Source organism: Streptosporangium minutum (assembly GCF_002149035.1).
GTDB classification, from domain to species: Bacteria; Actinomycetota; Actinomycetes; order Streptosporangiales; family Streptosporangiaceae; genus Streptosporangium; species Streptosporangium minutum.
This window is the reverse complement of the sequence record NZ_NGFP01000067.1, coordinates 1-18,479: the sequence shown is the minus strand read 5'-3', so window position 1 is coordinate 18,479 and position 18,479 is coordinate 1. Positions and strand designations below refer to the sequence as shown.

Genomic DNA, 18,479 nt, shown 5'->3' with positions numbered 1-18,479 from the left:
CGGCGGGCCCGCCCGCGGGCGGGCCCGTCCAGTTCGGCGCCGGCGGGAGAGCCGGCCGGGAGAGGGGATTCCGATGCCGTTTCCGGTGACGCGCAGCGGGGACGAGGCGCACCTCTACCTCGACCTGCACCCGTGCTCGTGCGGTTCGGCCGACACGGTCTGGGAGAGCGCGCCGGGGAGCGTCGACGGGGAGCCGGTCGCCCGGTACTCCGGCACGTGCCCGGACTGCGACGCGGAGCGGGAGTTCCTGTTCGGCCTGCCGGAGCGCGAGGTGCCGCCCGTACGGTTCCCCACGTTCGGCGGCCCGGAGCCGTCGCAGTTGCTGGACGCCGGGGAGTGGATGTGGGTGGCCGACCTGACGGCGGGCAGCGTGCCGGCCGACGAGCCGCGTGAGGCGGAGCAGGCGCTGACGATCGCGATGGCGGCGGTCGAGGAGGTGATCAAGTTCATCCCCCCGGGGGAGGACGAGGTGCCCGAGCGCGCGTTCTGGTCCGACCGCGGGCGGCGCGTGCGCGGCGCCGAGCCGTCGCGGTTCATCCTCGACCGGTTGCTGGTCGTCCGGAACACCTACCGGGACGCCGCCGCCACCCGGTAGCGGCCCCGGTGGCGCTCACGGAGCCGCGGCGCGGGCATGGGGGCGTCCCTGCTCGCGGGCGCGCCGCCGGCTGAGTCTCGCGACCCGTGGCGTCACGACCGTGAGAGGGCCGCCGTTCGCGCCGGGCCCTGGCTCCGGCGTGAACGGCGATACTCGCCGGGCGTCTGACCGCACCAGGTGCGGAAGGCGAGGTGGAAGCCGACGCCGGACCGGTAGCCGACGCGCTCGGAGATGCGGTTCTGCGCCAGCGTCGTCTCGGTCAGCAGCCGGGCCGCCTCCTGCATCCGGCGGCCGGTCAGATGGCGCATCGGCGTCTCGCCGACGAGGTCGCGGAAGGTCGCGGCGAAGGCCGACCGTGACAGCCCGGCCTCCGCCGCCAGCGACTCCAGCGTCCATGGTTCGGCGAACCGGCCGTGTACGGCCAGCAGCGCCCTGCTGATCGCCGGGTGGCGCAGCGCGCGCAGCACCGGCTCGCCGTACGCGGGCTCGCTGAGCACGGCGCGCAGGGCGAGCACGAACGTCAGCTCGAACGCCCGCAGCGCCACCAGTCCCGCCCCGGGCTCGCCGTCCGCCCACTCGCAGGTCAGCCCCCGCAACGTGCCGGCCAGCAGCGGCTGTCCCTCCAGCACCGCCCGGTCGAGCACGAACACCGAGGGCAGCGCCCGGTACAGCGGGGCCGCGGCGGTTCCGTCGTAGTGCAGGCCGCCGCACAGCATGGTCGTGGCCGGCCCCGGGCCGTCGATCTCGACGGTGCGCACGGCGCCGGGCCGCCGTCCGGGGAGGAGTTCGGACAGCGGGACGGTGGGCCGACCAGGCCTGTCGGCGAGCCGGTGCGCGCTGCCGTGGGGGAAGACGGCCAGGTCGCCGGCGCGCAGCCGGATCGGCCCCGCCGCCTCGGGCAGCTCCACCGTGCACTCGCCCTCCTGCACGTAGTGCAGGATCGCGCAGTGCTCGCTCTCGCCCGCCACGCCCCAGGGCGCCCGCGCCGACCAGCGGCTGTGGAAGACGCCGTGCAGGCGCAGCGGGGCGAGCAGCTCGCTGAGCAGGTCTCCGTCGCACTCCACGGACGATCCTTAAGCATTCAGGGACAGATATCTATCGATCGTATCGAATCGGGTCGCGCAGACTGGTCACCGATCCACCGGACCCATCAGCGACGGAGTGCGTGATGACATCGATCGAGCGGCAGCGGCACCTTGTGGTCGGCGCGGCCGGAGCGCAGGGCGGCGCCGTCGCCCGGCGGTTGCTGGCACAGGGCCACCACGTGCGCGGGCTGACCCACTCCGCAGAGGGCCGCGACCGCCTCCCGGAAGGGGCGGAGCCTTTCGTCGCCGACCTCGGCGACCCCGAGCAGGCCAAGGCGGCCTTCGCGGGCACGACGCACGCCTCGGTCCTGCTGCCCATGATCTACGAGCCGGAGCGGGTCGCCTCCTACGTACGCAACGTCGCCGACGCGGCGCTCGCCTCCGGCCTGCGGCGCCTGGTGTTCAACACCGGCAACCGGCTGCCGGTGGCCGTGACGGGGGTGGCGGCGTTCGAGACCAGGCGGGCCGCCGCGACCGCGCTGCTCGGCTCGGGCGTGCCCACCGTCGTCCTGCGTCCGCCGATCTACCTCGACAACCTCTGCGCGCCGTGGGTGGCGGGACCGCTCGTCCACGACGGCGTGCTGCGCTACCCGCTGCCCGCCCGTTCCCCGGTCGCGTGGCTCAGCCACGACGATCTCGCCGCCGCGACGGTGGCCGCCCTCACCCGGGACGGCCTGGCCGGCGCCGTCCTAGACATCGGCGGTCCCGACGAGGTGACCGGCCCGGAGCTGGCCGCTGCCTTCACCGCGGAGCTGGGCCACCGGGTCGGCTACGCCGCCCAGGACCCCGCCGAGTTCGAGGCGGGTCTGGCCCGCGTGTTCGGCGGACCGGTCGCGGCCGGCGTGGCCTCGACCTACCGGTGGGCCGCCGGCGCCGACGCGCCCCTGTACGGCGTGGACCGCCGGGCGGTGGAGGAGACGCTGGGCATCAGGCTCACGCCCCTGCGCACCTGGATCGCCGCCCGCCCCTGGCGTCTCCTCGCCGGGACCGCCCGATGACCGGGCCGCACGCGGCGGCGGACGGTACGGCACGCGGGGCGGTCGCCGGGAGCGTTCACCGGGCGGGCGCCGGCGGTTCCCAGGAGGCGGCGGACGGGGCGGCCTGCCGGGCGGAGATCGTTCGTCTGCACGAGGTCCTCGAACGCTGGCTTTCGGGGAGAGCTCCGCGCACCGCCGAGGAGTTCGCCGCCTTCGCCCGGGCTCACATGCCGGGCTTCACGCTCAGCGGGCCGGACGGCTCGTCGCTGACCCGCGACCAGGTGCTGGCCTGGGTCGAGGCCGCGCACGGCCGTACGCCGGGGATCGGGATACGGATCCGCGAGGTGGAGCTGGTGGCGGTGGACGGCCCGCTGCTCGTGGCCGCCTACCAGGAGGGGCAGCGCGGTACGGGCGCCGACCGGAACCGCCGCGCCACCGCGGTGTTCCTGCGCGATCCGGTGGCTCCGCACGGACTGCGCTGGCGGCACCTGCACGAGACATGGATGCCCGAGACCCCGGCTGGTTGATCGCCACAAGCCGGTCACACGCCGACTGTCCGGCAGGGGCTGCGGCCTGTCACGCGGGTGCCGGTCGGAGAACGCCCCGGCGCACCTGCGGGTGATCTCCAAGGAGCGGACCCCGGCCGGTCGGGGGCTGCCGACCGGCTAATGTCACGATTTCAATATCACGCTGCCGTTGCCACGATATATCGGATTTATCACCGTATTCGCCATAAACTTGCCCTTAGCTCTGATTCCCCGGAATGTGCGTACATCGGGGCGCGATGAATGCACGGAAGCCGGATTCCGCGCGGAGACGGACACCGCTGGTCTTCCGCCGTGTGTTCAGTGGACCGCCCCGGCTGGTCGCGGCTTTCGGCGCGATCCTGCTCGTCATCACGACACTCGTCAGGCGGACCTGTACGCCACCTCGGTGGCGGACGGGGGCGTCCGCCGGACGCGGGAGAGGCGGCGATCGGGACCGCCGGGGCCGTGATCGAATCCCCCGCACGGCGACCCGGCCGCAGAGCCGCGGGCGACCGGCGCCGCCGCCCCCGCGACATCCCGCGCCAGGTGGCCTCCGTCCGCGTAGCGCACCGGGCCGGCGTCCCGCTGCGCGTGGTCGCCCGGACCGGGACATCGCCGCCGCGTCCGCTCCTGTCAAATTCCGGGCTGGCAGGAAGTGGCTTCCGGTGGACAACTTGATGACTCCGAGCCGTCTGGTTCACGGGTCGCGGAGAACGCAGAGTTATTTGTACGAGGACATATGAACAGCTCTGTAAGGGAGTCAAGAGATGACGAACGCACTCGCCTATCCGACCCGCCCGAATGTCGCCGAAAAACTGTCGGACATCCTTTCTTCCCGTGCCCCCTCCTGCGATGTGGAATGGGCGGACCGCACCCGTCCGGGACAGTTCAACCATGAGGGGGCGTCCACGCCGCACATCGCTCTCAACTCCGACGATCCCGGAATCCGCGGCCTGTTCAAATTCCGGCCGGAGGCGGCTTTCCCGCTGAACGGCCTGGTGGAGGTGCTGTTGTTCCGGGAGAACTCCCTGTCGCGTGGGGAGCGGGAGCTGATCGCCACATATGTTTCGGCGCTGAACGAGTGCAGGTTCTGTTTCTTCACGCACGCGGCCATCGCGGCCGCGCATCTTCCCGAAGGGATGACGCTGGTGGAGCAGGTCCGCGCGGACCTGGACGCGGCGCCGGTCTCGGAGAAGCTGAGGGCGTTACTGGCCATCGCGGCCGCGGTCCAGCAGGGCGGGAAGCAGGTCTCCAGGGCGGACGTCGACGCCGCCCGGGCGGCGGGTGCGACGGATCTGGAGATCCACGACACGGTGCTGATCGCGGCGGCGTTCTGCATGTACAACCGCTACGTCGACGGCCTGGGCACGATCGCCTCCGACGACCCCGCGCACTACGCCGTGCGCGCTCAGCGGAGCGACGGGTACCTGGCGGTGCTGACCGACTCGCTGAGCCAGAGCTGACGGCGGCGCCGGCGGGTGCGCGCCCGCATCCGGGACGGAGACCGGGAAAGAGCCGGAGAAGGACGGAGAAGAGCCGGAGGAGATATACCGGCTGTGTGGCAGGCCCAACCGCCACGGAGGTTCTCGGCGCAGATCGGATTGTGCGGAAAACAGCCGACTGGCGGTAGGGCCTGCTGTGATCGACCGATAGCCGGTATCAGCGCCGAATGGTTCCCGGGATGGAGCGGGAATGGCGCATACTGTTTACTCGAAGAACGCGTCGATGTTGTAAAGGTCCTGCGGATAGCTCCAGCGCTCGCTGATCTTTCCGTCGGTGATACGGAACACGTGGACACCGCGGTCGTCCAACTGCCGGCCGGCGCGCTCCCCGTGGACGCGCACCGTCACCACGGTGCGGTCCTCGCCGGGGATGATGGAATCGGGCTCGAAGCGGACCGAACCGTCGGTCATTTCGGTGAACTTCGCGAGATAGCCCAGGACCTGGTCCTTCCCGTGGTATTCACCGGCCAGAGGGCCTCGGCCCGGAACATGGAAGACAACCTCGTCGGCGAGCAGGTTGTCACGGACGTGATCCAAGTCTCCCTTGGCGAGCGCGTCGTAGCTGTCACGGGCAAGGGTGATTTTGGGGTCTTCAGACACGAATGTCCTCCTTGCGATAGCTGATGGGTATTTGCGCGCATTGGTGACGCTAGCTTGGCCAGCACGAGCGGACAAGGGAGTGAGGACACACTTACCGTGAGGCCATACGCCCGTGACTGAGGCAGTCAGGGGACACACATACCGTGAGGCCATATGGCCACAGTCGGGGTAGTTAATGGCCATTATCTGTCGAATAATGTGATGTCCGTAAATGAACCGTTGACAGCCATGTACTGATGTGGCGATCATGAGCATTTGTCGGATGATTTGTGCGCTAAGACGGCGTGAGAGATGCCTTCATCTCGCCGGTAAGGGAACCTTTATGCCCCACATCACGCTTAATTCGGACGCGCCCGGAATCCGCGGCCTGTTCATGTTCCGCCCGGAGACCGCCCGTCCGCTGAACGAACTGGTGGAGGTGCTGCTCCGGCAGGAGAGCACCCTGTCGCGCGGGGAGCGGGAACTGATCGCCGCATACGTGTCGGCGCTGAACGAGTGCCGGTACTGCTTCTCCTCGCACGCCGCCTACGCGGCCGCGCAGCTTCCCGAGGGGATGGCGCTGGTGGAGCAGGTCCGCGCCGATCTCGGGGCCGCGCCGGTCTCGGAGAAGCTGAGGGCTCTGCTGGCCATCGCGGCCGCGGTCCAGCAGAGCGGGCAGAAGGTCTCCGAGCAGGAGATCGCCGCCGCACGCGAGACGGGCGCGACGGATCTGGAGATCCACGACACGGTCCTGATCGCTGCGGCGTTCTGCATGTTCAACCGCTACGTCGACGGCCTGGCCACGATCGCTCCCGACGACCCGGCCTCCTACACCGCACGGGCACAACGGATCGTCTCAGACGGTTACCTGGCGTTGCTGGCCGAATCGCAGCGCCAGAGCTGAGGATCCGCATCGGGGAACGCACGCCTGTGCCATTGAGAGGCGCCGAGAAGAAAACACGCCGATCACCCGGCGGACCCGACCACCGTGAAGGACACACATGGCGAGCCACTCAGGCGCGTTACCGGCCGGAACAGGCCTGATCAGTTCGATGAACACCGACTACCACCGGATCGGGGTGAACGCCTTCCTGGTGATCGTGCTGGCACACTGGGCCGAGCACGTGACGCAGGCCATACAGATCTACGTCATGGGCTGGCCGATCCCGGAGGCGCGCGGCGTGCTCGGGCTGCCGTTCCCGTGGCTGGTGACATCCGAGTGGATGCACTACGGCTACGCGCTGGTCATGCTCGTCGGGCTGATCCTGCTCCGGAAGGGCTTCACCGGCCGCGCCCGTACCTGGTGGAACATCTCCCTGGGCATCCAGGCCTGGCACCACCTGGAGCATCTGCTGCTGCTCGGCCAGGCGCTCACCGGGCTCCATCTGGCGGGCAAGCCGGTGCCGACCAGCATGATCCAGCTCCTGGTGCCCCGCGTCGAGCTGCATCTGTTCTACAACGCGATCGTGTTCGCGCCCATGGTGGTCGCCATGTGGCTGCACCGCAGGCCGAATAAGGCCGAAAGGGCAGTCATGAATTGCCGCTGTGCCACTGTCGCGGCCTGAGCGATGTGATCTCCTGAGACCGTTGCCCCGTGAGGCGGGAGCCGCCGGCAGCGCCGCCGGTTCCCGCAGGGCACATCGGCCCCATGCCTGGGGAGTCCGACCGGACGGACGGGACCGCCCGCACCGCGTGTGAGGCGCCCCACGTCTTCAACCGCACGAGGAGTGCCCTTGCCACGCACCGCCCTGACCACCGACGCGCCCGGCACCGCCGGCCACATGGACCCGCCGGCCGGGACGGAGCGTCGAGGCCGATGACGACGACGGGAGCCGGCGAGCACATCCACCGTTACCTGATCATCGGGGCCGGTCCCGGCGGTCTGCAGATCAGCTACTTCCTGCAGCGCGCCGGCGCCGACTACCTCACCCTGGAACGGGAGGCCGAGCCGGGGAGCTTCTTCCGCCACTACCCGCGCCACCGCAGGCTGATCTCGCTGAACAAGGTCCACACGGGTGAGAAGGATCCGGAGATCGCCCTGCGCTGGGACTGGAACTCCCTGCTCAACGACGCGCCCGGCCTGCTGTTCCCCCGCTACTCGCAGGAGTACTTCCCGTCCCCGGACGACCTGCTGCGCTATCTGGCCGACTTCCAGCGGGAACACGCGCTCAACGTGCGCTTCTCCACCGCCGTCGACCGGGTCGAGAAGGTGGACGGGGTCTTCGTCGTGCACACCGCGGGCGAGGTGTTCCGCGCCGAATGCCTGATCATGGCGACCGGCTGGGGCGGGCCCAACATCCCCGACATCCCGGGGATCGAGCTGGCTGTCGGATATGAGGACATGCCGACCGCCCCGGAGGATTTCACCGACAAGCGGGTGCTGATCATCGGCAAGGGCAACTCGGCGTTCGAGACCGCCCAGGCCATCCTCGGCCACGCCGCCGTCGTCCACCTGGCCAGCCCGCGTCCGGTCCGGTTCGCGTGGACGAGCAAGCACCCCGGCGACGTGCGCGGCCAGTACGGCGCGCTGCTGGACAGCTACTGGTTCAAGACCCTGCACGGCGTGCTGGAATGCCAGATCGACCGGCTCTGGCGCGAGGGCGACCGGTTCAAGGCGGAGATCACCTACACCCTGGCCGAGGGCGAGCAGGCGCTGCTGGAGTACGACGTGGTGCTGCGATGCACCGGCTTCACCATGGACACCGCCCTCTTCGACGACTCCTGCCGGCCCGAACTCGCCCCGAACGGACGGATCCCGGCGATCGGCCCCGACTTCCAGTCGACGAACGTCGACGGCCTGTACTTCGCCGGCACCCTGATGCAGGGCCGCGACTTCAAGGGCGCGTCCTCGGCGTTCATCGACGGGTTCCGCTACAACCTGCGGACCCTGGCCCGCCTGCTCGACGAGCGCTACGGGCAGGCCCCGCTCGACCACCGGCTGCTGCCGGTCGACGCCGACCAGCTGACCGCCACCATGCTGGAGCGGGTGAACTACAGCTCGGCGCTGTGGACCCAGTTCGAGTACCTGTGTGACGTGTACGTGGTCGACCAGGACTCCGGCCGGATCCTTCACTACGCGGACCTGCCGGAGGACTACGCGGTCGACCGGTTCGCGGAGCATCCCCTGTACTTCACCCTCACCCTGCGGTGGGGGCGCGGCGACTACGGCGACGTGTTCGCCATCCAGCGGCACCCGACCCCCGACCGGGCACACGAGAGCGCCTTCCTCCATCCCGTCGTCCGGGCATGGAGCCATCGCGAGATGGTCGCCGAACAGCATCTGCTGGAGGACCTGCTCGCGGTGTGGCGGCACCCGGTCCGGCACGTGCAGCCGCTACGCGCCTTCCTGACCTCCCGCCTCGCGCCTCCGGCGGATGCGCCGGACTCCGCTCAGCCCCACATCCCCGAGCCGTCCTGATCCACCAGATGCTCGATCAGGTGGTCGACCACGTCGGCGGGCCGCCCACGGCGATCGTGGGCCGCCCGCTGACGTGCCGCCCCGCTGCCGGCGGCACGGAGCCGCTTCAGCCGCACGGTCACCGTCTCCAGGTCGCCGGTCCGCTCCAGGGACGGGCCGATGTGCCGCAGCAGCGCCTCGCACAGCTCGGCGGCGGGGACCAGCCGACCGGTGAGCGGGTCGATGCCCCGCCCCTCCAGGCCGTCACGGGCCGCCTGCCAGTAGGCCGCCCGTAGCAGCTCGGCCGACAGGCGCGGGCCGGGATCGCCGGACTCCACCCGCTCCAGCGACACCACCACCAGTGCCCGCACCACGGCCGCGAGCAGCGCGGACTCCTCGGCGGTGGCCGGCACGTCGGTCACCCGGATCTCCAGCGTCGGCAGCCGCGCCGAGGGCCGGATGTCCCAGAAGATCGTCCCCGGGTCCACCAGCACGCCGGCCTCGGTCAGCGTGCCGATCAGCTCCTCGAACTCGGCCAGGGAGGCGAAGTACGGCGGCGGCCCGGCCACCGGCCACTTCCCCCAGCTCAGCGTCCGCCAGCTCGCGTATCCGGTGTCACGGCCCGCCCAGAACGGGGAGTTGGCCATCAGCGCGATGAGCACCGGCAACCACGGCCGCAGGTGGTTGCTCACCAGCACCGCCCGCTCGCGGTCGGGCAGGTGCACGTGGACGTGCCCCGCGCAGATGCTCTGCTCGTCGTGGAGCGCCCGGTAGGTGCCGATCCCCACCTCGTAGCGCGGGTGGTCGGTGATCGGCGGCGGGACGACCTCGCCCAGCACCGGCGTGCCCGAGGCGACCACCGCCAGCCCTCCGGCCCGGGCCGCGGCGGCCATCGCCGACCGCATCCGCCGTAGCCGTCCCTCCAGTTCGGAGATGTCGGCGCACGGCGACGTCTTGGCCTCCACCTGGAACCTGGTGATCTCCGTGCTCACCTGCTCGCCCAGCTCGGCGGTGGCGCGCTCCAGCACCGCGGCCGCCTCCGGCGCCACCGCCCGCGTCGACGGGTCGACGACCAGGTACTCCTCCTCCACCCCCACCAGAGGGCAGAGCGCGTCGAAGGGCAGTGGATCCGATGAGTCCACGGTCGCCGTCATCCCTACTCCACTCCCGCCCGGGGCGGATCGTCCGTGTCCGGTGGCGTGCCTACCGACGTCACGCTACCTATTCGATCTTGTTTCTGCGGGGGTAAAAGGGCATCTCGCCCCGGGGTTCCTCCGTAGGAACCCACCGGTTCTCCCTCAAGAGCCCGCAGGAGCCCGCCGGTTCCCACTGGAGCCCGCCCGAGCCCGTCGGTTCCCCCACCGGAGCCCACTGGTGATCGCCGGAGACCGCCGGAGCCGTAGGCGTCAGGCAGAGAAGCGCGCGACCCACTCGCGGGCTCCGGGAAGTATCTCCTCCAGCGGCGGGACGTCCGGATACCAGGTCCGCTCCCATTCAAGGGAGACCCAGCCGCCGAATCCGCGCAGCAGCTCACCGCACTCGTCAAGCGGCACCCCACCCGTCCACAACGGCACCGGGGTCGTGTCAGCCGCCGACACGGCGTCCTTGATCTGGACATACGCCAGGTGGTCGCCCAGTGCCTTCATGGTGTCCGCGGGCGCCTCGCCGTGCCGCCACGGATGGAGCACGTCCCACAGCGCCCCGGCCACCGCGGGCATCGCCAGCGCGTCGAGCAGCCGCCCGACGGCGGCTCCGGTCGGCAGCGCGTCATGGGTCTCCACCAGGACCCGGACGCCGGACTCCACGCAGAATCCCGCGACCGCGCGCAGCCGCCGTACTCCGGCCTCGACGTCCTCACCCTTGGGGAACACCCGTACGGCGGGGGCGCCCAGGTCGGCGGCCAGCGAGAGGTCGTCCAGCAGGGCCCGGACGACGGGCCCGTCCGGTCCGGGCGCGGAGATCCCGGCGTATCCGGCGAGAGCCGCGATCGCGAGCCCGCCCGTCCCGGCGACGGTCGAGCGGACGGCGGCCCGTCCGGCGGCCGTCAGCCCGGCATGGACCCCGGTGTCGGGGTGGAGGCGGAGTTCGAGCCCGGCGCAACCGTGCCGTGTGGCCGTCGAGACCGCCTCGGCGAGCCCGGCGCCCGGCATGCCGAGGGTGCTGAACGCGAACTTCATCGGGCGGTCCTCTCCTGGGCGGTTCGCCGGGTGGGCGCCGGCGTGCCGGCCGGACGGGCGGTGCGGGTGAGGTCTCCGGCGACCCGGCCGCTCGGCGGCAGTTCAAGGTAGGGAGGAGGAGACACACGTGTCCAGCCGGCCCCGGCTGATCAAGATCCGAGGTGAGGCCTGGCTGTTAGCCTTGTTCCGTGCCGGGCAGAGAACACGACAGCGGAACGAAGCGGGGCAGCCGCGCCAGGACGCGTGGGCCCTTCGTGGCCGCGGCATCTCCCGCCCAGGCCACCCGGCCCGGACGGGTGCCGAAGGTCACCGCCCGCAACGCCCTCTTCCAGCAGTGGCAGGCGCTGCTGACCAACCGCACCAAGCGCCAGCGCACCGGGGAGTTCCTCATCCACGGCGTGCGGCCCATCACACTGGCCGTCGAGCACGGCTGGCCGTTGCGCACCCTGCTGTATCCGGCCGGCCAGCGGCTGTCGGAGTGGGCGCGGCGCCTGATCGACGACAGCGGCGTCCCGCTCGCCGAGGTCGCCCCCGAGCTGCTGCAGGAGCTGGGCGAGCGGGAGTCGGAGGCGCCCGAGCTGATCGCGGTCGGGGCGCTGCTCCCCGACGACCTCGACCGGTTGCGGCCGGGGCCGGGCTTCCTGGGGGTGGCCTTCGACCGCCCCGGCAACCCCGGCAACATCGGCACGCTGGTGCGTTCGGCCGACGCCTTCGGCGCCGCGGGACTGATCGTGACCGGTCACGCCGCCGACGTCTACGATCCCAAGTCGGTGCGGGCGAGCACCGGATCGCTGTTCAGCCTGCCGGTGGTGCGCCGGCCTTCGCCGGACGACGTGCTCGACTGGGTCGGCGCGCAGCGCGACAGGGGGCTGCCGATCAGGATCGTGGGCACCGACGAGAGCGGCTCGACGCCGATCTCCGGGTGCGATCTCACCGCCCCCACCCTGCTGGTGGTCGGCAACGAGACCGCGGGCATGAGCGCGCGCTGGCGTGAGATGTGCGACGAGGTCGTGCGGATCCCGATGGGGGGCGCCGCCAGCTCGCTCAACGCCGCCTCGGCCGGCACCCTCGTGCTGTACGAGGCTGCCCGGCAGCGCGACTTTCCCGCCACGGACCGCTGACCCCGCCTCCAGCGGTCGGTGGCGTCGGCCGTACCGGGCTCTGTGGCGTCGGCCGTATCGGGGTCTGTGGCGTCAGGTGTGTCGGGGTCCATGGCGTCGGCCGTATCGGGGTCTGTGGCGTCAGGTGTGTCGGGGTCTGTGGCGTCGGCCGTACCGCGGGGTGGAACGGGGTCAGATCTCGTCGACCGTCCCGCACTCGCCGTCCTTGAGCGGAGCGGCCTTGTCGTCGTAGGCGTCGTCCACCTGGCCGCCTCCGCCTCCGCCTCCCTCGCCGGTGTAGTCGGGCCGGAGGAACCCGTCCGGAGAGTCGCACTCCGTTCCCGCCGACCAGAACTCGGTGCTCTCGCCGTCCCAGTTGCGCAGCCGGGCACCCGGCTCGTCCCGCCAGAACTCGTGCCGCGCCTTGACGAAGACCATCACCCGGACGATGGGGCTGTGCTTGCCCGCCGGACGGAGCGCGTAGACGAACCGCGCCTCGTAGTTCACCCACAGCTCGGGCCGGCCGTTCTCGTCCGCGCCTGACTCGGCGGCCAGTTTCCCCTGTACCTTGACCACGTCGCCGACCAGCTCGGCCGAACCGGGGGCGAAGCTGGTCACCCAGGCACGGGTGTTCTTGTCCTGGACCTTGTGGTCCAGGTTCCGCAGGAAGTCCTTCCGCTGCTGGGGGTCGAGCTGCTCCGCGAAGGCGTCCGGCCTGCCACCGAGCAGGGTCTGCCTGTCAAGGTGGGCGGCCCTCAGCATCCGCCTGCTGGTCAGGAACGCCGACCGTACGTCCCTGGTGGAGAAGTGCTTCACCGGCCGCGCCTCGGGAACGACGATGCCGTCGACCCCTTCGGCGAATTTCTCCGAGGGCGACCCCCGGAACGGCTGGCTCGCGGTGATCACTGCCTGGTCGGCCGTCAGCTCGCCGAGCACCCCGCATCCCGTCAGAGCCCCCGCCAGGCATCCCACCATGATCATTCGTGCTGTCCCAGGGTTCGACATAGCAGGATGATAGTTATCGATCTACCCCGGCTTTACCTTGGATGATCACGGGAAGGTGGTCGCTCGGCGAACCGTTGCGCACAGGCGGGCACATGCCTCCGCCAGAGGGAGCCGTCGGTCCTGAGCTAGGGGTGGGCTTTCGGCGATCAGGAACGGGTCTTCGCGCCGACGGCGTGTTCGAAGAGGTCGGCCAGCTCGCGGGCGTGCGCTTCGAGGTCGTGCTCGGGGTGTGCGGACCAGTAGGCGAACATGTTGTCCACGGCCGCCGAGTGGCTGACGGCCATGACGCGGACGTCGAACGGCCTGAACTCGCCGCTCTGCTGGCCGAGGCGGTAGATGTTCTCCAGCGACTGGAACAGCTCCTCGCTCGCGGCGACCCCGTAACGGGGCCTGCCGTCCGGCAGGCGCAGGTTGGAGAAGATCTCGCCCAGCGCCTTGATCTGGGCGCGGTGCTCGCGCATGTGCCGGGCGCCGGCGATGATCTGGGTCCTGAGCAGCGCTGTCGCGGTCTCCTGGCCCTCCATGCTGGCCAGGATGTATCGCACGGTGTCGGCGTAGACCTGGCTGACCACCTCCTTCATCAGCTCGTCCTTGCCGGTGAAGTGGTAGGAGATGACACCCTTGCTGATCCCCGCGTGTTTGGCGATGCGGGCCAGCGAGGCGCCGGCGAACCCGTGCTCAGCGATCACCTCTATGGCCGAGGCGATGATCTGCGCCCGGCGGGCCGTCTCGATGAACGATCTCGGATTCCGGCCCGCTGGATTATTTTCTGGCCGCATGGTCAAAAGCTAACACGTTCGGCCAGATGACCGCGTGAACCCGCACGGACAGGCCCGGTCCGGCGAGGACGCGGGCGCCGGGCGACCTCACCGTGGCTCGGCGAAGCGGCTGATCAGGCGGCAGGTCGGCCGGTGGACTGAGGGCTGATCAGGTCCGCGGCCGGGACCGGCGCGGCCGGGCGTCCGCCTGCCGTCGATCGGCGCATCCGGGCGCCTCACGATCGGCAGGCGCCCGCAGGAGGTCGGTCGAGGATCCCGGACCGATCACCTGTCCGGACGTGCGGGCTCGTCCTGCCAGTCGGGGGGTGTGACCGTCCCGGAAAGCCAGTCGCGCCGGAGGATCGCATAGCCGATCGAGTCGTGGCGTGTGCCGTCCGGCGCCGGCCACGCCTCCCGGTAGTGGGACTCCTTCGCGTAGCCGCTCTTGCGGAAGATCGCTCGCATCGCATGGTTGTCCTGGCGGGTCGTGCCCTCGATCCTCATGATGTCGGGCAACTCGGCGAACAGGTAGCCGGTCAGCCAGGCCACCGCCTCCGTGCCGACGCCCCGCCCCCGCCAGGCCCGCCGTATCCGCAGGTCGAACATGGGTGTGTCGTCGGTGAGATCCTGCAGCTTGACCAGCCCCGCGCGCTCGCCGTCTACGAGCACCCAGAACGTTCTTGTCTCATCGCTGTCGTAAAGGCCTTCGGCGACCCGGCGCTTGACCGTCTCCCGGTCCTGCGTTCCCGCGTGGTACGGCCATTCCTCCTCGGTCAGGAAATCGGCGAGCGGGTCTCCGTCGTCGGGTGAGAATCTCAAGAACTCGATGTGCACGCCTTGATCGTCCCATCGATCATGCGTCGGTCACATACGTCTCCGTCCCGGTCGCAGTGGCGAGAGTCCGTCCCGCTGGGACTCGACGCCGCGCTCCGCTTCAAGCTCGGCAACCGCCACCTCTCCCCGGCCCTGGAGGGAGCCGGCAGTGGCATGCGCTCCACCTGAGCCAGGAACGACGTGCCACCGCGCGACGTGCTCCGCGTCGGGGTGATCCTGCGTCGGGGTGATCCTGCGTCGGGGTGATCCCGCGTCGCTGGATCGTGAAGCGGACCTACGCCTGGTTTCAGATGTCTGAAAGATCGGATAACGGTCCTACTTCATTCTCGTCAGCCTCGGTGATCACTGGCTACTCTTGATCTTCGCATTTACCGTACATGCGGATATTTCAGGACTTTGGTAGTGAGAACGGCGAGTAGCTGAGCCTTCCGCAGTTCAGCCCCCTCTGTCCGCTGACAGTTCCCCCATCCTCAGCCCGTCCGGCTCAGGACGGTTCGCTCCCCTCGGAGGACCAGTGAGACTGCGGTCTCTACTGGCGAGCACCTCTGTGCTCGCCATCACCGTGACGGCCGCGCTGGCCGTCGGGTCACCAGCTCAGGCGACCGCCGACGACCCCACTGTGGCCAAGAGCCTCGCGGCCGAGGTGCAGAGGGGCGAGAAGGTACGCGCGATCATCGAGATCGAGCGTGGCCAGAGCCTTGCAAGTGTGGCCAGGACCGTCGAAGCGGCCTCAAGCAAGACCAAGGTCATCAGCAAGACCAGCTCCGACGGGTTCATCGTCGCCACCGTCGACAAGCCGACCCTCGCCGAACTCAAGACCGACAGCCGGGTGAAGGCCGTCTACAAGGACGAAGTGAGCAAGCCGACGCTCGACGTCAGCACCAAGCTGATCGGTTCGGACAGGGCCAACCAGGCGGGCTGGACCGGCAAGGGCTCCACCATCGCGATCCTCGACACCGGCATCGATCGGGATCACCCGTTCTTCGCCGGGCGGATCGTGGGCGAGGCCTGCTTCTCCAGCTCTGATTTCGACCCGTACTACCTGGCCGTCTTGGTGTGCCCCGACGGCCACCCGTCCCAGATCGGCATGGGCGCGGCCGACGCCGAGATCGAGAGGTGCGTCGTGCGCGGCGCGAACAAGTGCTACCACGGCTCGCACGTCGCGGGTATCGCGGCCGGGAAGAAGGCCGGAACCGCACCCTCCAACGGCGTCGCGCCGGAAGCGGGCATCCTGCCGATCCAGGTGTCCAGCCGGTTCAACGGCCCCATCTGCGAGGAACAGAACACCTCCGCACCCTGCATCCTCAGCTTCACCTCCGACCAGAAGCGCGCGCTGCAATATGTCGACGAGGTGCGCGCAGGGCTGAATGTCGTAGCGGTCAGCATGAGCATCGGCGGCGGTCCGAGGTACAGGGTCCACTGTGACGGCGCTCCTCTCGAGTCGGAGATCCTCCAGCTCAAGAGCTCCGGCGTGGCCACCGTCATCTCGTCGGGCAACGACGGGAGCGAGGACGGCGTCGTCCGCCCCGGCTGCATCGCCGCGGCGGTCACCGTCGGCGCGACCGACGACCACGACACCCCCGCTCCCTTCGGCAACCGCGGCCCCCTGATCGACCTCTTCGCGCCCGGCGTGGCCATCAACTCCGCCATGCCCGGCAACACCTTCGGTGTCCTGAGCGGCACCTCCATGGCCGCACCTCACGTCGCGGGGGCCCTGGCACTGCTCCGGCAGGCCTACCCGCACCTGCCTGGCGAGAAGCTCGTCGAGAAGCTGCAGACCACCGGCAAGAGCATCACCTACCGCAGCGGCGACACCACGGTGACCACCAAGCGGATCGACCTTCTCGCCGCCCTCCCGCCCATGCCGACCGCGTCTCCCACGCCGACCGTCACCCCGACCGCGACTCCGACGGCCACGCCGACGCGGAGCCAGACATCCGGCCCCGCCGACCTCCGCACGGTCCCCGACCCTCTACCGGTCCCGGTTCCGGACACGTGTGAGCGGGGCGAGGGCGCCAAACCGCTGAACGCCAAGCGGTGGGCGACCGAGATGCTCCGCGGAAAGGGGACGCTGGACGACAGGACCCTCGTCTGCTACCTGTCGCTCGCGCAGAACGGCAGCAAGGTCTTCCCCGAGGTGACCGACGCCGGCTCCCTCGGCAAGGCCTACAAGGTCCTCGCCCCCAAGAGCAGGACCGCCAAGGCTCTGCTCGACCGTGAACTGCTGGCCGCCTGGCTCAACTACGCCCACGGCGTCCACAACGGCTCCACCAAGGTCCACGGCAGCACCACGCTGACGAAGGCCGTCGGCATCGCCGAGGAGTACCGCACCGCCAACGGCACGTCCGCCCAGCTCAAGAAGGCGGCTGGCTACCTGTACAAGCACGTCAACAAGTAGCGGGCGCCTGAAAAGTCATGATCGATATGCTCCGAGGCGGTGCGGGAGCAGCATGCGGGTCACGGCACGGACGACGCTTTCCGAGGCCGTGATCAGATACTCGCAGTTCTTGGAAGCGCTCACGACGTGACATCCCTGACAACAGAACAGACAGGACCCCGGGTGACCCTCGGGGTCCTTCTGGGAAGACGCCGACCTGCGGGGGAGTGCTCCGAGTACCCGTGAGTCCCCCTTGGTCACCTTCCTGCCGATCTGGAGATCAGCTTTCCGGTGTGCGATCATCGACGCCATGACATCGATCAGAAAGGGCCATGCCGCGTAGGCGCCCTTCCGAGGTCCGCCCGCGACGGTTGCGGTGCGGAACCCACAGACCCTCGATCCACCAGGTCCCCGGTCTCACCTCCCGGCCCATGGCCGCGGTGATCGCCCTGGAACACACCCTCCTGGAACCAGGCGAGGTAGCCGAGGCGCTACGGGCCTGGACGCGGGACGTCATCCCCGGCACCATGACGAGGCTTCCGCCCACCTGTTCATGTCCTGGATGCTCGTGGGAAGACGATCCGCGCGGAGACCTCGAACGGATACTCATCGCGCTGCCCCGCTGGGCCAGGCCGTACCTCTACAGCCTGGTGCTTCCCATCGACAGGAGCTTTCTCGCCCGGACGTCACCGGACCCCCGTGCCTCGCCTGATCGGCCGTGGTGGCGGCAACGGCGACGTCCGTACTTCGGGGACGGCGCCAGCTGACCGGGTGGTGGCACGGGGAGCTCCTCGGCTCCGTTGGGAGGACATCGACTTCGCAGACGGACTGCTCGCCGTACGGCAGACGCTCCAGCGGGCGGGCGGCTCTCTTCAGTTCGCCGATCCCAAGACGGACCGGTCTCGTCGAGTCGTCCCCGCGCCGGAACCGACCTTGGCGGCGCTCCGCAAGCACAAGCGGGCTCAAGCGGGCTCAAGCGGGCTCAAGCGGGCTCAAGCGGGCTCAAGCGGGCTCAAGCGGCCGGACAGCTCGCCGCGGGCAAACGCCGGCGGAACCCCGGGCTCGTCTTCCCCGTTACCTTTTTGATCGTCCCTGATGAGAGTCGGGGAGCCAGGTCACCCGGCCCGGCATGACTGATCGCCCCTGTCGTTTCGATGATCCGGGGGGTGTTGTCACCGGGCCTGGTGGCGTCGGTGGACCGCTAATAGGGACAAGGCGCTGTCTTGTGACGAAGAAGATCGTCTCGCCGTAACGTGGATGTCGGCTGCCGTCGCCAGATCTGTGACCAGGCCAAACACCCTCTGAACTGGAGTAGTGGCATGAGCGTCGACTACGCGGTGTTTGTCGGCTTAGACGTGGGCAAGGGCGAACACCACGCCTGCGCCCTGGACCCTCGCGGCAAGAAACTCCACGACAAGCCCCTGCCCAACGACGAGCAGCGCCTGCGCGCGCTGTTCGGCAAGCTCAAGACCCACGGGCCAGTGCTCGTCGTGGTCGATCAACCCGCCTCCATCGGCGCGCTACCCGTCGCCGTGGCTCGCGCCGAAGGCTGCCAGGTCGCCTACC

The 18,479-nt window shown here is 69.9% G+C and carries 19 protein-coding genes; 12 read left to right on the top strand and 7 right to left on the bottom strand.

Translation table 11 applies throughout. From position 1 onward, the window contains the following. The first annotated feature begins 73 nt into the window (after positions 1 to 73). Positions 74 to 595, top strand: coding sequence for a hypothetical protein (locus tag CA984_RS16635; protein ID WP_086573197.1), 522 nt, complete (start codon positions 74 to 76; stop codon positions 593 to 595). Positions 596 to 687: 92 nt separating this feature from the next. On the opposite strand, the gene CA984_RS16630 is transcribed toward CA984_RS16635, so the two are convergent. Then, a complete protein-coding gene (locus CA984_RS16630) occupies positions 688 to 1,659 on the bottom strand; it encodes an AraC family transcriptional regulator (protein ID WP_086573194.1) in 972 nt (323 codons plus the stop codon). Between the two features lie 104 nt (positions 1,660 to 1,763). On the opposite strand from CA984_RS16630, the gene CA984_RS16625 reads away from it, so the two are divergent. The 3 genes from CA984_RS16625 to CA984_RS16615 all read left to right on the top strand — a co-directional run bounded on the left by CA984_RS16625 (position 1,764) and on the right by CA984_RS16615 (position 4,647). Further along, positions 1,764 to 2,678, top strand: coding sequence for an SDR family oxidoreductase (locus CA984_RS16625; protein WP_086573191.1), 915 nt, complete (start codon positions 1,764 to 1,766; stop codon positions 2,676 to 2,678). Beyond that, positions 2,675 to 3,184 carry a DUF4440 domain-containing protein gene (locus tag CA984_RS16620; RefSeq protein WP_086573188.1) on the top strand — a complete coding sequence of 170 codons (510 nt, stop codon included), beginning with the start codon at positions 2,675 to 2,677 and terminating at the stop codon, positions 3,182 to 3,184. The genes CA984_RS16625 and CA984_RS16620 overlap by 4 nt, the downstream gene beginning before the upstream one ends. Positions 3,185 to 3,951: 767 nt before the next feature. Continuing rightward, positions 3,952 to 4,647 carry a carboxymuconolactone decarboxylase family protein gene (locus CA984_RS16615; RefSeq protein ID WP_086573185.1) on the top strand — a complete coding sequence of 232 codons (696 nt, stop codon included), beginning with the start codon at positions 3,952 to 3,954 and terminating at the stop codon, positions 4,645 to 4,647. Positions 4,648 to 4,890: 243 nt separating this feature from the next. Here CA984_RS16615 and CA984_RS46230 read toward each other — a convergent pair whose 3' ends face one another. Further along, entirely contained in the window at positions 4,891 to 5,286 is a 396-nt protein-coding gene (locus CA984_RS46230; protein WP_165781283.1) for a nuclear transport factor 2 family protein, read from the bottom strand. A gap of 322 nt (positions 5,287 to 5,608) precedes the next feature. Here CA984_RS46230 and CA984_RS16605 point away from each other — a divergent pair, with 322 nt between their 5' ends. The 3 genes from CA984_RS16605 to CA984_RS16595 all read left to right on the top strand — a co-directional run bounded on the left by CA984_RS16605 (position 5,609) and on the right by CA984_RS16595 (position 8,683). Next, positions 5,609 to 6,169: a carboxymuconolactone decarboxylase family protein gene (locus tag CA984_RS16605; RefSeq protein WP_086573180.1), complete on the top strand. Its 561-nt coding sequence runs from the start codon at positions 5,609 to 5,611 to the stop codon at positions 6,167 to 6,169. Positions 6,170 to 6,317: 148 nt separating this feature from the next. Beyond that, positions 6,318 to 6,830: a hypothetical protein gene (locus CA984_RS16600; protein WP_242675993.1), complete on the top strand. Its 513-nt coding sequence runs from the start codon at positions 6,318 to 6,320 to the stop codon at positions 6,828 to 6,830. 251 nt (positions 6,831 to 7,081) lie between these two features. Beyond that, positions 7,082 to 8,683: an NAD(P)-binding domain-containing protein gene (locus tag CA984_RS16595; RefSeq protein WP_086573174.1), complete on the top strand. Its 1,602-nt coding sequence runs from the start codon at positions 7,082 to 7,084 to the stop codon at positions 8,681 to 8,683. Here CA984_RS16595 and CA984_RS16590 read toward each other — a convergent pair. Together CA984_RS16590 and CA984_RS16585 are read right to left on the bottom strand one after the other, a co-directional pair. Continuing rightward, complete coding sequence (locus tag CA984_RS16590; protein WP_086573172.1) at positions 8,656 to 9,816, bottom strand: carboxylate-amine ligase; 1,161 nt, start codon at positions 9,814 to 9,816, stop codon at positions 8,656 to 8,658. The genes CA984_RS16595 and CA984_RS16590 overlap by 28 nt on opposite strands. Before the next feature lie 252 nt (positions 9,817 to 10,068). Further along, positions 10,069 to 10,839, bottom strand: a complete 771-nt coding sequence (locus CA984_RS16585) for a sugar phosphate isomerase/epimerase family protein (protein ID WP_086573169.1) — start codon at positions 10,837 to 10,839, stop codon at positions 10,069 to 10,071. A 188-nt stretch (positions 10,840 to 11,027) separates the two neighbouring features. Between CA984_RS16585 and CA984_RS16580 the strand changes: the two genes are divergently transcribed. Next, the gene (locus CA984_RS16580) at positions 11,028 to 11,960 is read left to right on the top strand and encodes a TrmH family RNA methyltransferase (RefSeq protein ID WP_242675992.1); all 933 of its coding nucleotides are present in this window, start codon (positions 11,028 to 11,030) and stop codon (positions 11,958 to 11,960) included. A gap of 171 nt (positions 11,961 to 12,131) precedes the next feature. Here the strand turns inward: CA984_RS16580 and CA984_RS16575 are convergent, their stop codons facing one another. The 3 genes from CA984_RS16575 to CA984_RS16565 form a co-directional block, all read right to left on the bottom strand. Continuing rightward, the gene (locus CA984_RS16575) at positions 12,132 to 12,944 is read right to left on the bottom strand and encodes a hypothetical protein (protein ID WP_133061690.1); all 813 of its coding nucleotides are present in this window, start codon (positions 12,942 to 12,944) and stop codon (positions 12,132 to 12,134) included. 146 nt (positions 12,945 to 13,090) lie between these two features. Beyond that, the gene (locus tag CA984_RS16570; protein ID WP_086573164.1) at positions 13,091 to 13,723 is read right to left on the bottom strand and encodes a TetR/AcrR family transcriptional regulator; all 633 of its coding nucleotides are present in this window, start codon (positions 13,721 to 13,723) and stop codon (positions 13,091 to 13,093) included. A gap of 264 nt (positions 13,724 to 13,987) precedes the next feature. After that, positions 13,988 to 14,536 carry a GNAT family N-acetyltransferase gene (locus CA984_RS16565; RefSeq protein WP_086573161.1) on the bottom strand — a complete coding sequence of 183 codons (549 nt, stop codon included), beginning with the start codon at positions 14,534 to 14,536 and terminating at the stop codon, positions 13,988 to 13,990. A gap of 21 nt (positions 14,537 to 14,557) precedes the next feature. Here CA984_RS16565 and CA984_RS47190 point away from each other — a divergent pair, with 21 nt between their 5' ends. From CA984_RS47190 to CA984_RS16555, 4 genes are all read left to right on the top strand, one after another. Beyond that, the gene (locus CA984_RS47190) at positions 14,558 to 14,704 is read left to right on the top strand and encodes a hypothetical protein (protein ID WP_207620899.1); all 147 of its coding nucleotides are present in this window, start codon (positions 14,558 to 14,560) and stop codon (positions 14,702 to 14,704) included. Positions 14,705 to 15,050: 346 nt separating this feature from the next. Next, positions 15,051 to 16,934 carry a S8 family peptidase gene (locus CA984_RS16560; RefSeq protein ID WP_165781282.1) on the top strand — a complete coding sequence of 628 codons (1,884 nt, stop codon included), beginning with the start codon at positions 15,051 to 15,053 and terminating at the stop codon, positions 16,932 to 16,934. A 410-nt stretch (positions 16,935 to 17,344) separates the two neighbouring features. Next, the gene (locus CA984_RS45500) at positions 17,345 to 17,680 is read left to right on the top strand and encodes a hypothetical protein (RefSeq protein WP_133061689.1); all 336 of its coding nucleotides are present in this window, start codon (positions 17,345 to 17,347) and stop codon (positions 17,678 to 17,680) included. Positions 17,681 to 18,232: 552 nt separating this feature from the next. Continuing rightward, the coding region (locus CA984_RS16555) for an IS110 family transposase (RefSeq protein WP_165781281.1) at positions 18,233 to 18,479 on the top strand (247 nt) is incomplete at its 3' end.

What these genes read in the sequence shown, in the direction of transcription:
- CA984_RS16635 (WP_086573197.1), top strand. Translation starts at nt 74, where the DNA reads ATGCCGTTTCCGGTGACGCGCAGCGGGGACGAGGCGCACCTCTACCTC.
- CA984_RS16625 (WP_086573191.1), top strand. Translation starts at nt 1,764, where the DNA reads ATGACATCGATCGAGCGGCAGCGGCACCTTGTGGTCGGCGCGGCCGGA.
- CA984_RS16620 (WP_086573188.1), top strand. Translation starts at nt 2,675, where the DNA reads ATGACCGGGCCGCACGCGGCGGCGGACGGTACGGCACGCGGGGCGGTC.
- CA984_RS16615 (WP_086573185.1), top strand. Translation starts at nt 3,952, where the DNA reads ATGACGAACGCACTCGCCTATCCGACCCGCCCGAATGTCGCCGAAAAA.
- CA984_RS16605 (WP_086573180.1), top strand. Translation starts at nt 5,609, where the DNA reads ATGCCCCACATCACGCTTAATTCGGACGCGCCCGGAATCCGCGGCCTG.
- CA984_RS16600 (WP_242675993.1), top strand. Translation starts at nt 6,318, where the DNA reads ATGAACACCGACTACCACCGGATCGGGGTGAACGCCTTCCTGGTGATC.
- CA984_RS16595 (WP_086573174.1), top strand. Translation starts at nt 7,082, where the DNA reads ATGACGACGACGGGAGCCGGCGAGCACATCCACCGTTACCTGATCATC.
- CA984_RS16590 (WP_086573172.1), bottom strand. Translation starts at nt 9,816, where the DNA reads ATGACGGCGACCGTGGACTCATCGGATCCACTGCCCTTCGACGCGCTC.
- CA984_RS16585 (WP_086573169.1), bottom strand. Translation starts at nt 10,839, where the DNA reads ATGAAGTTCGCGTTCAGCACCCTCGGCATGCCGGGCGCCGGGCTCGCC.
- CA984_RS16575 (WP_133061690.1), bottom strand. Translation starts at nt 12,944, where the DNA reads ATGTCGAACCCTGGGACAGCACGAATGATCATGGTGGGATGCCTGGCG.
- CA984_RS16570 (WP_086573164.1), bottom strand. Translation starts at nt 13,723, where the DNA reads ATGCGGCCAGAAAATAATCCAGCGGGCCGGAATCCGAGATCGTTCATC.
- CA984_RS47190 (WP_207620899.1), top strand. Translation starts at nt 14,558, where the DNA reads ATGCGTCGGTCACATACGTCTCCGTCCCGGTCGCAGTGGCGAGAGTCC.
- CA984_RS45500 (WP_133061689.1), top strand. Translation starts at nt 17,345, where the DNA reads ATGGCCGCGGTGATCGCCCTGGAACACACCCTCCTGGAACCAGGCGAG.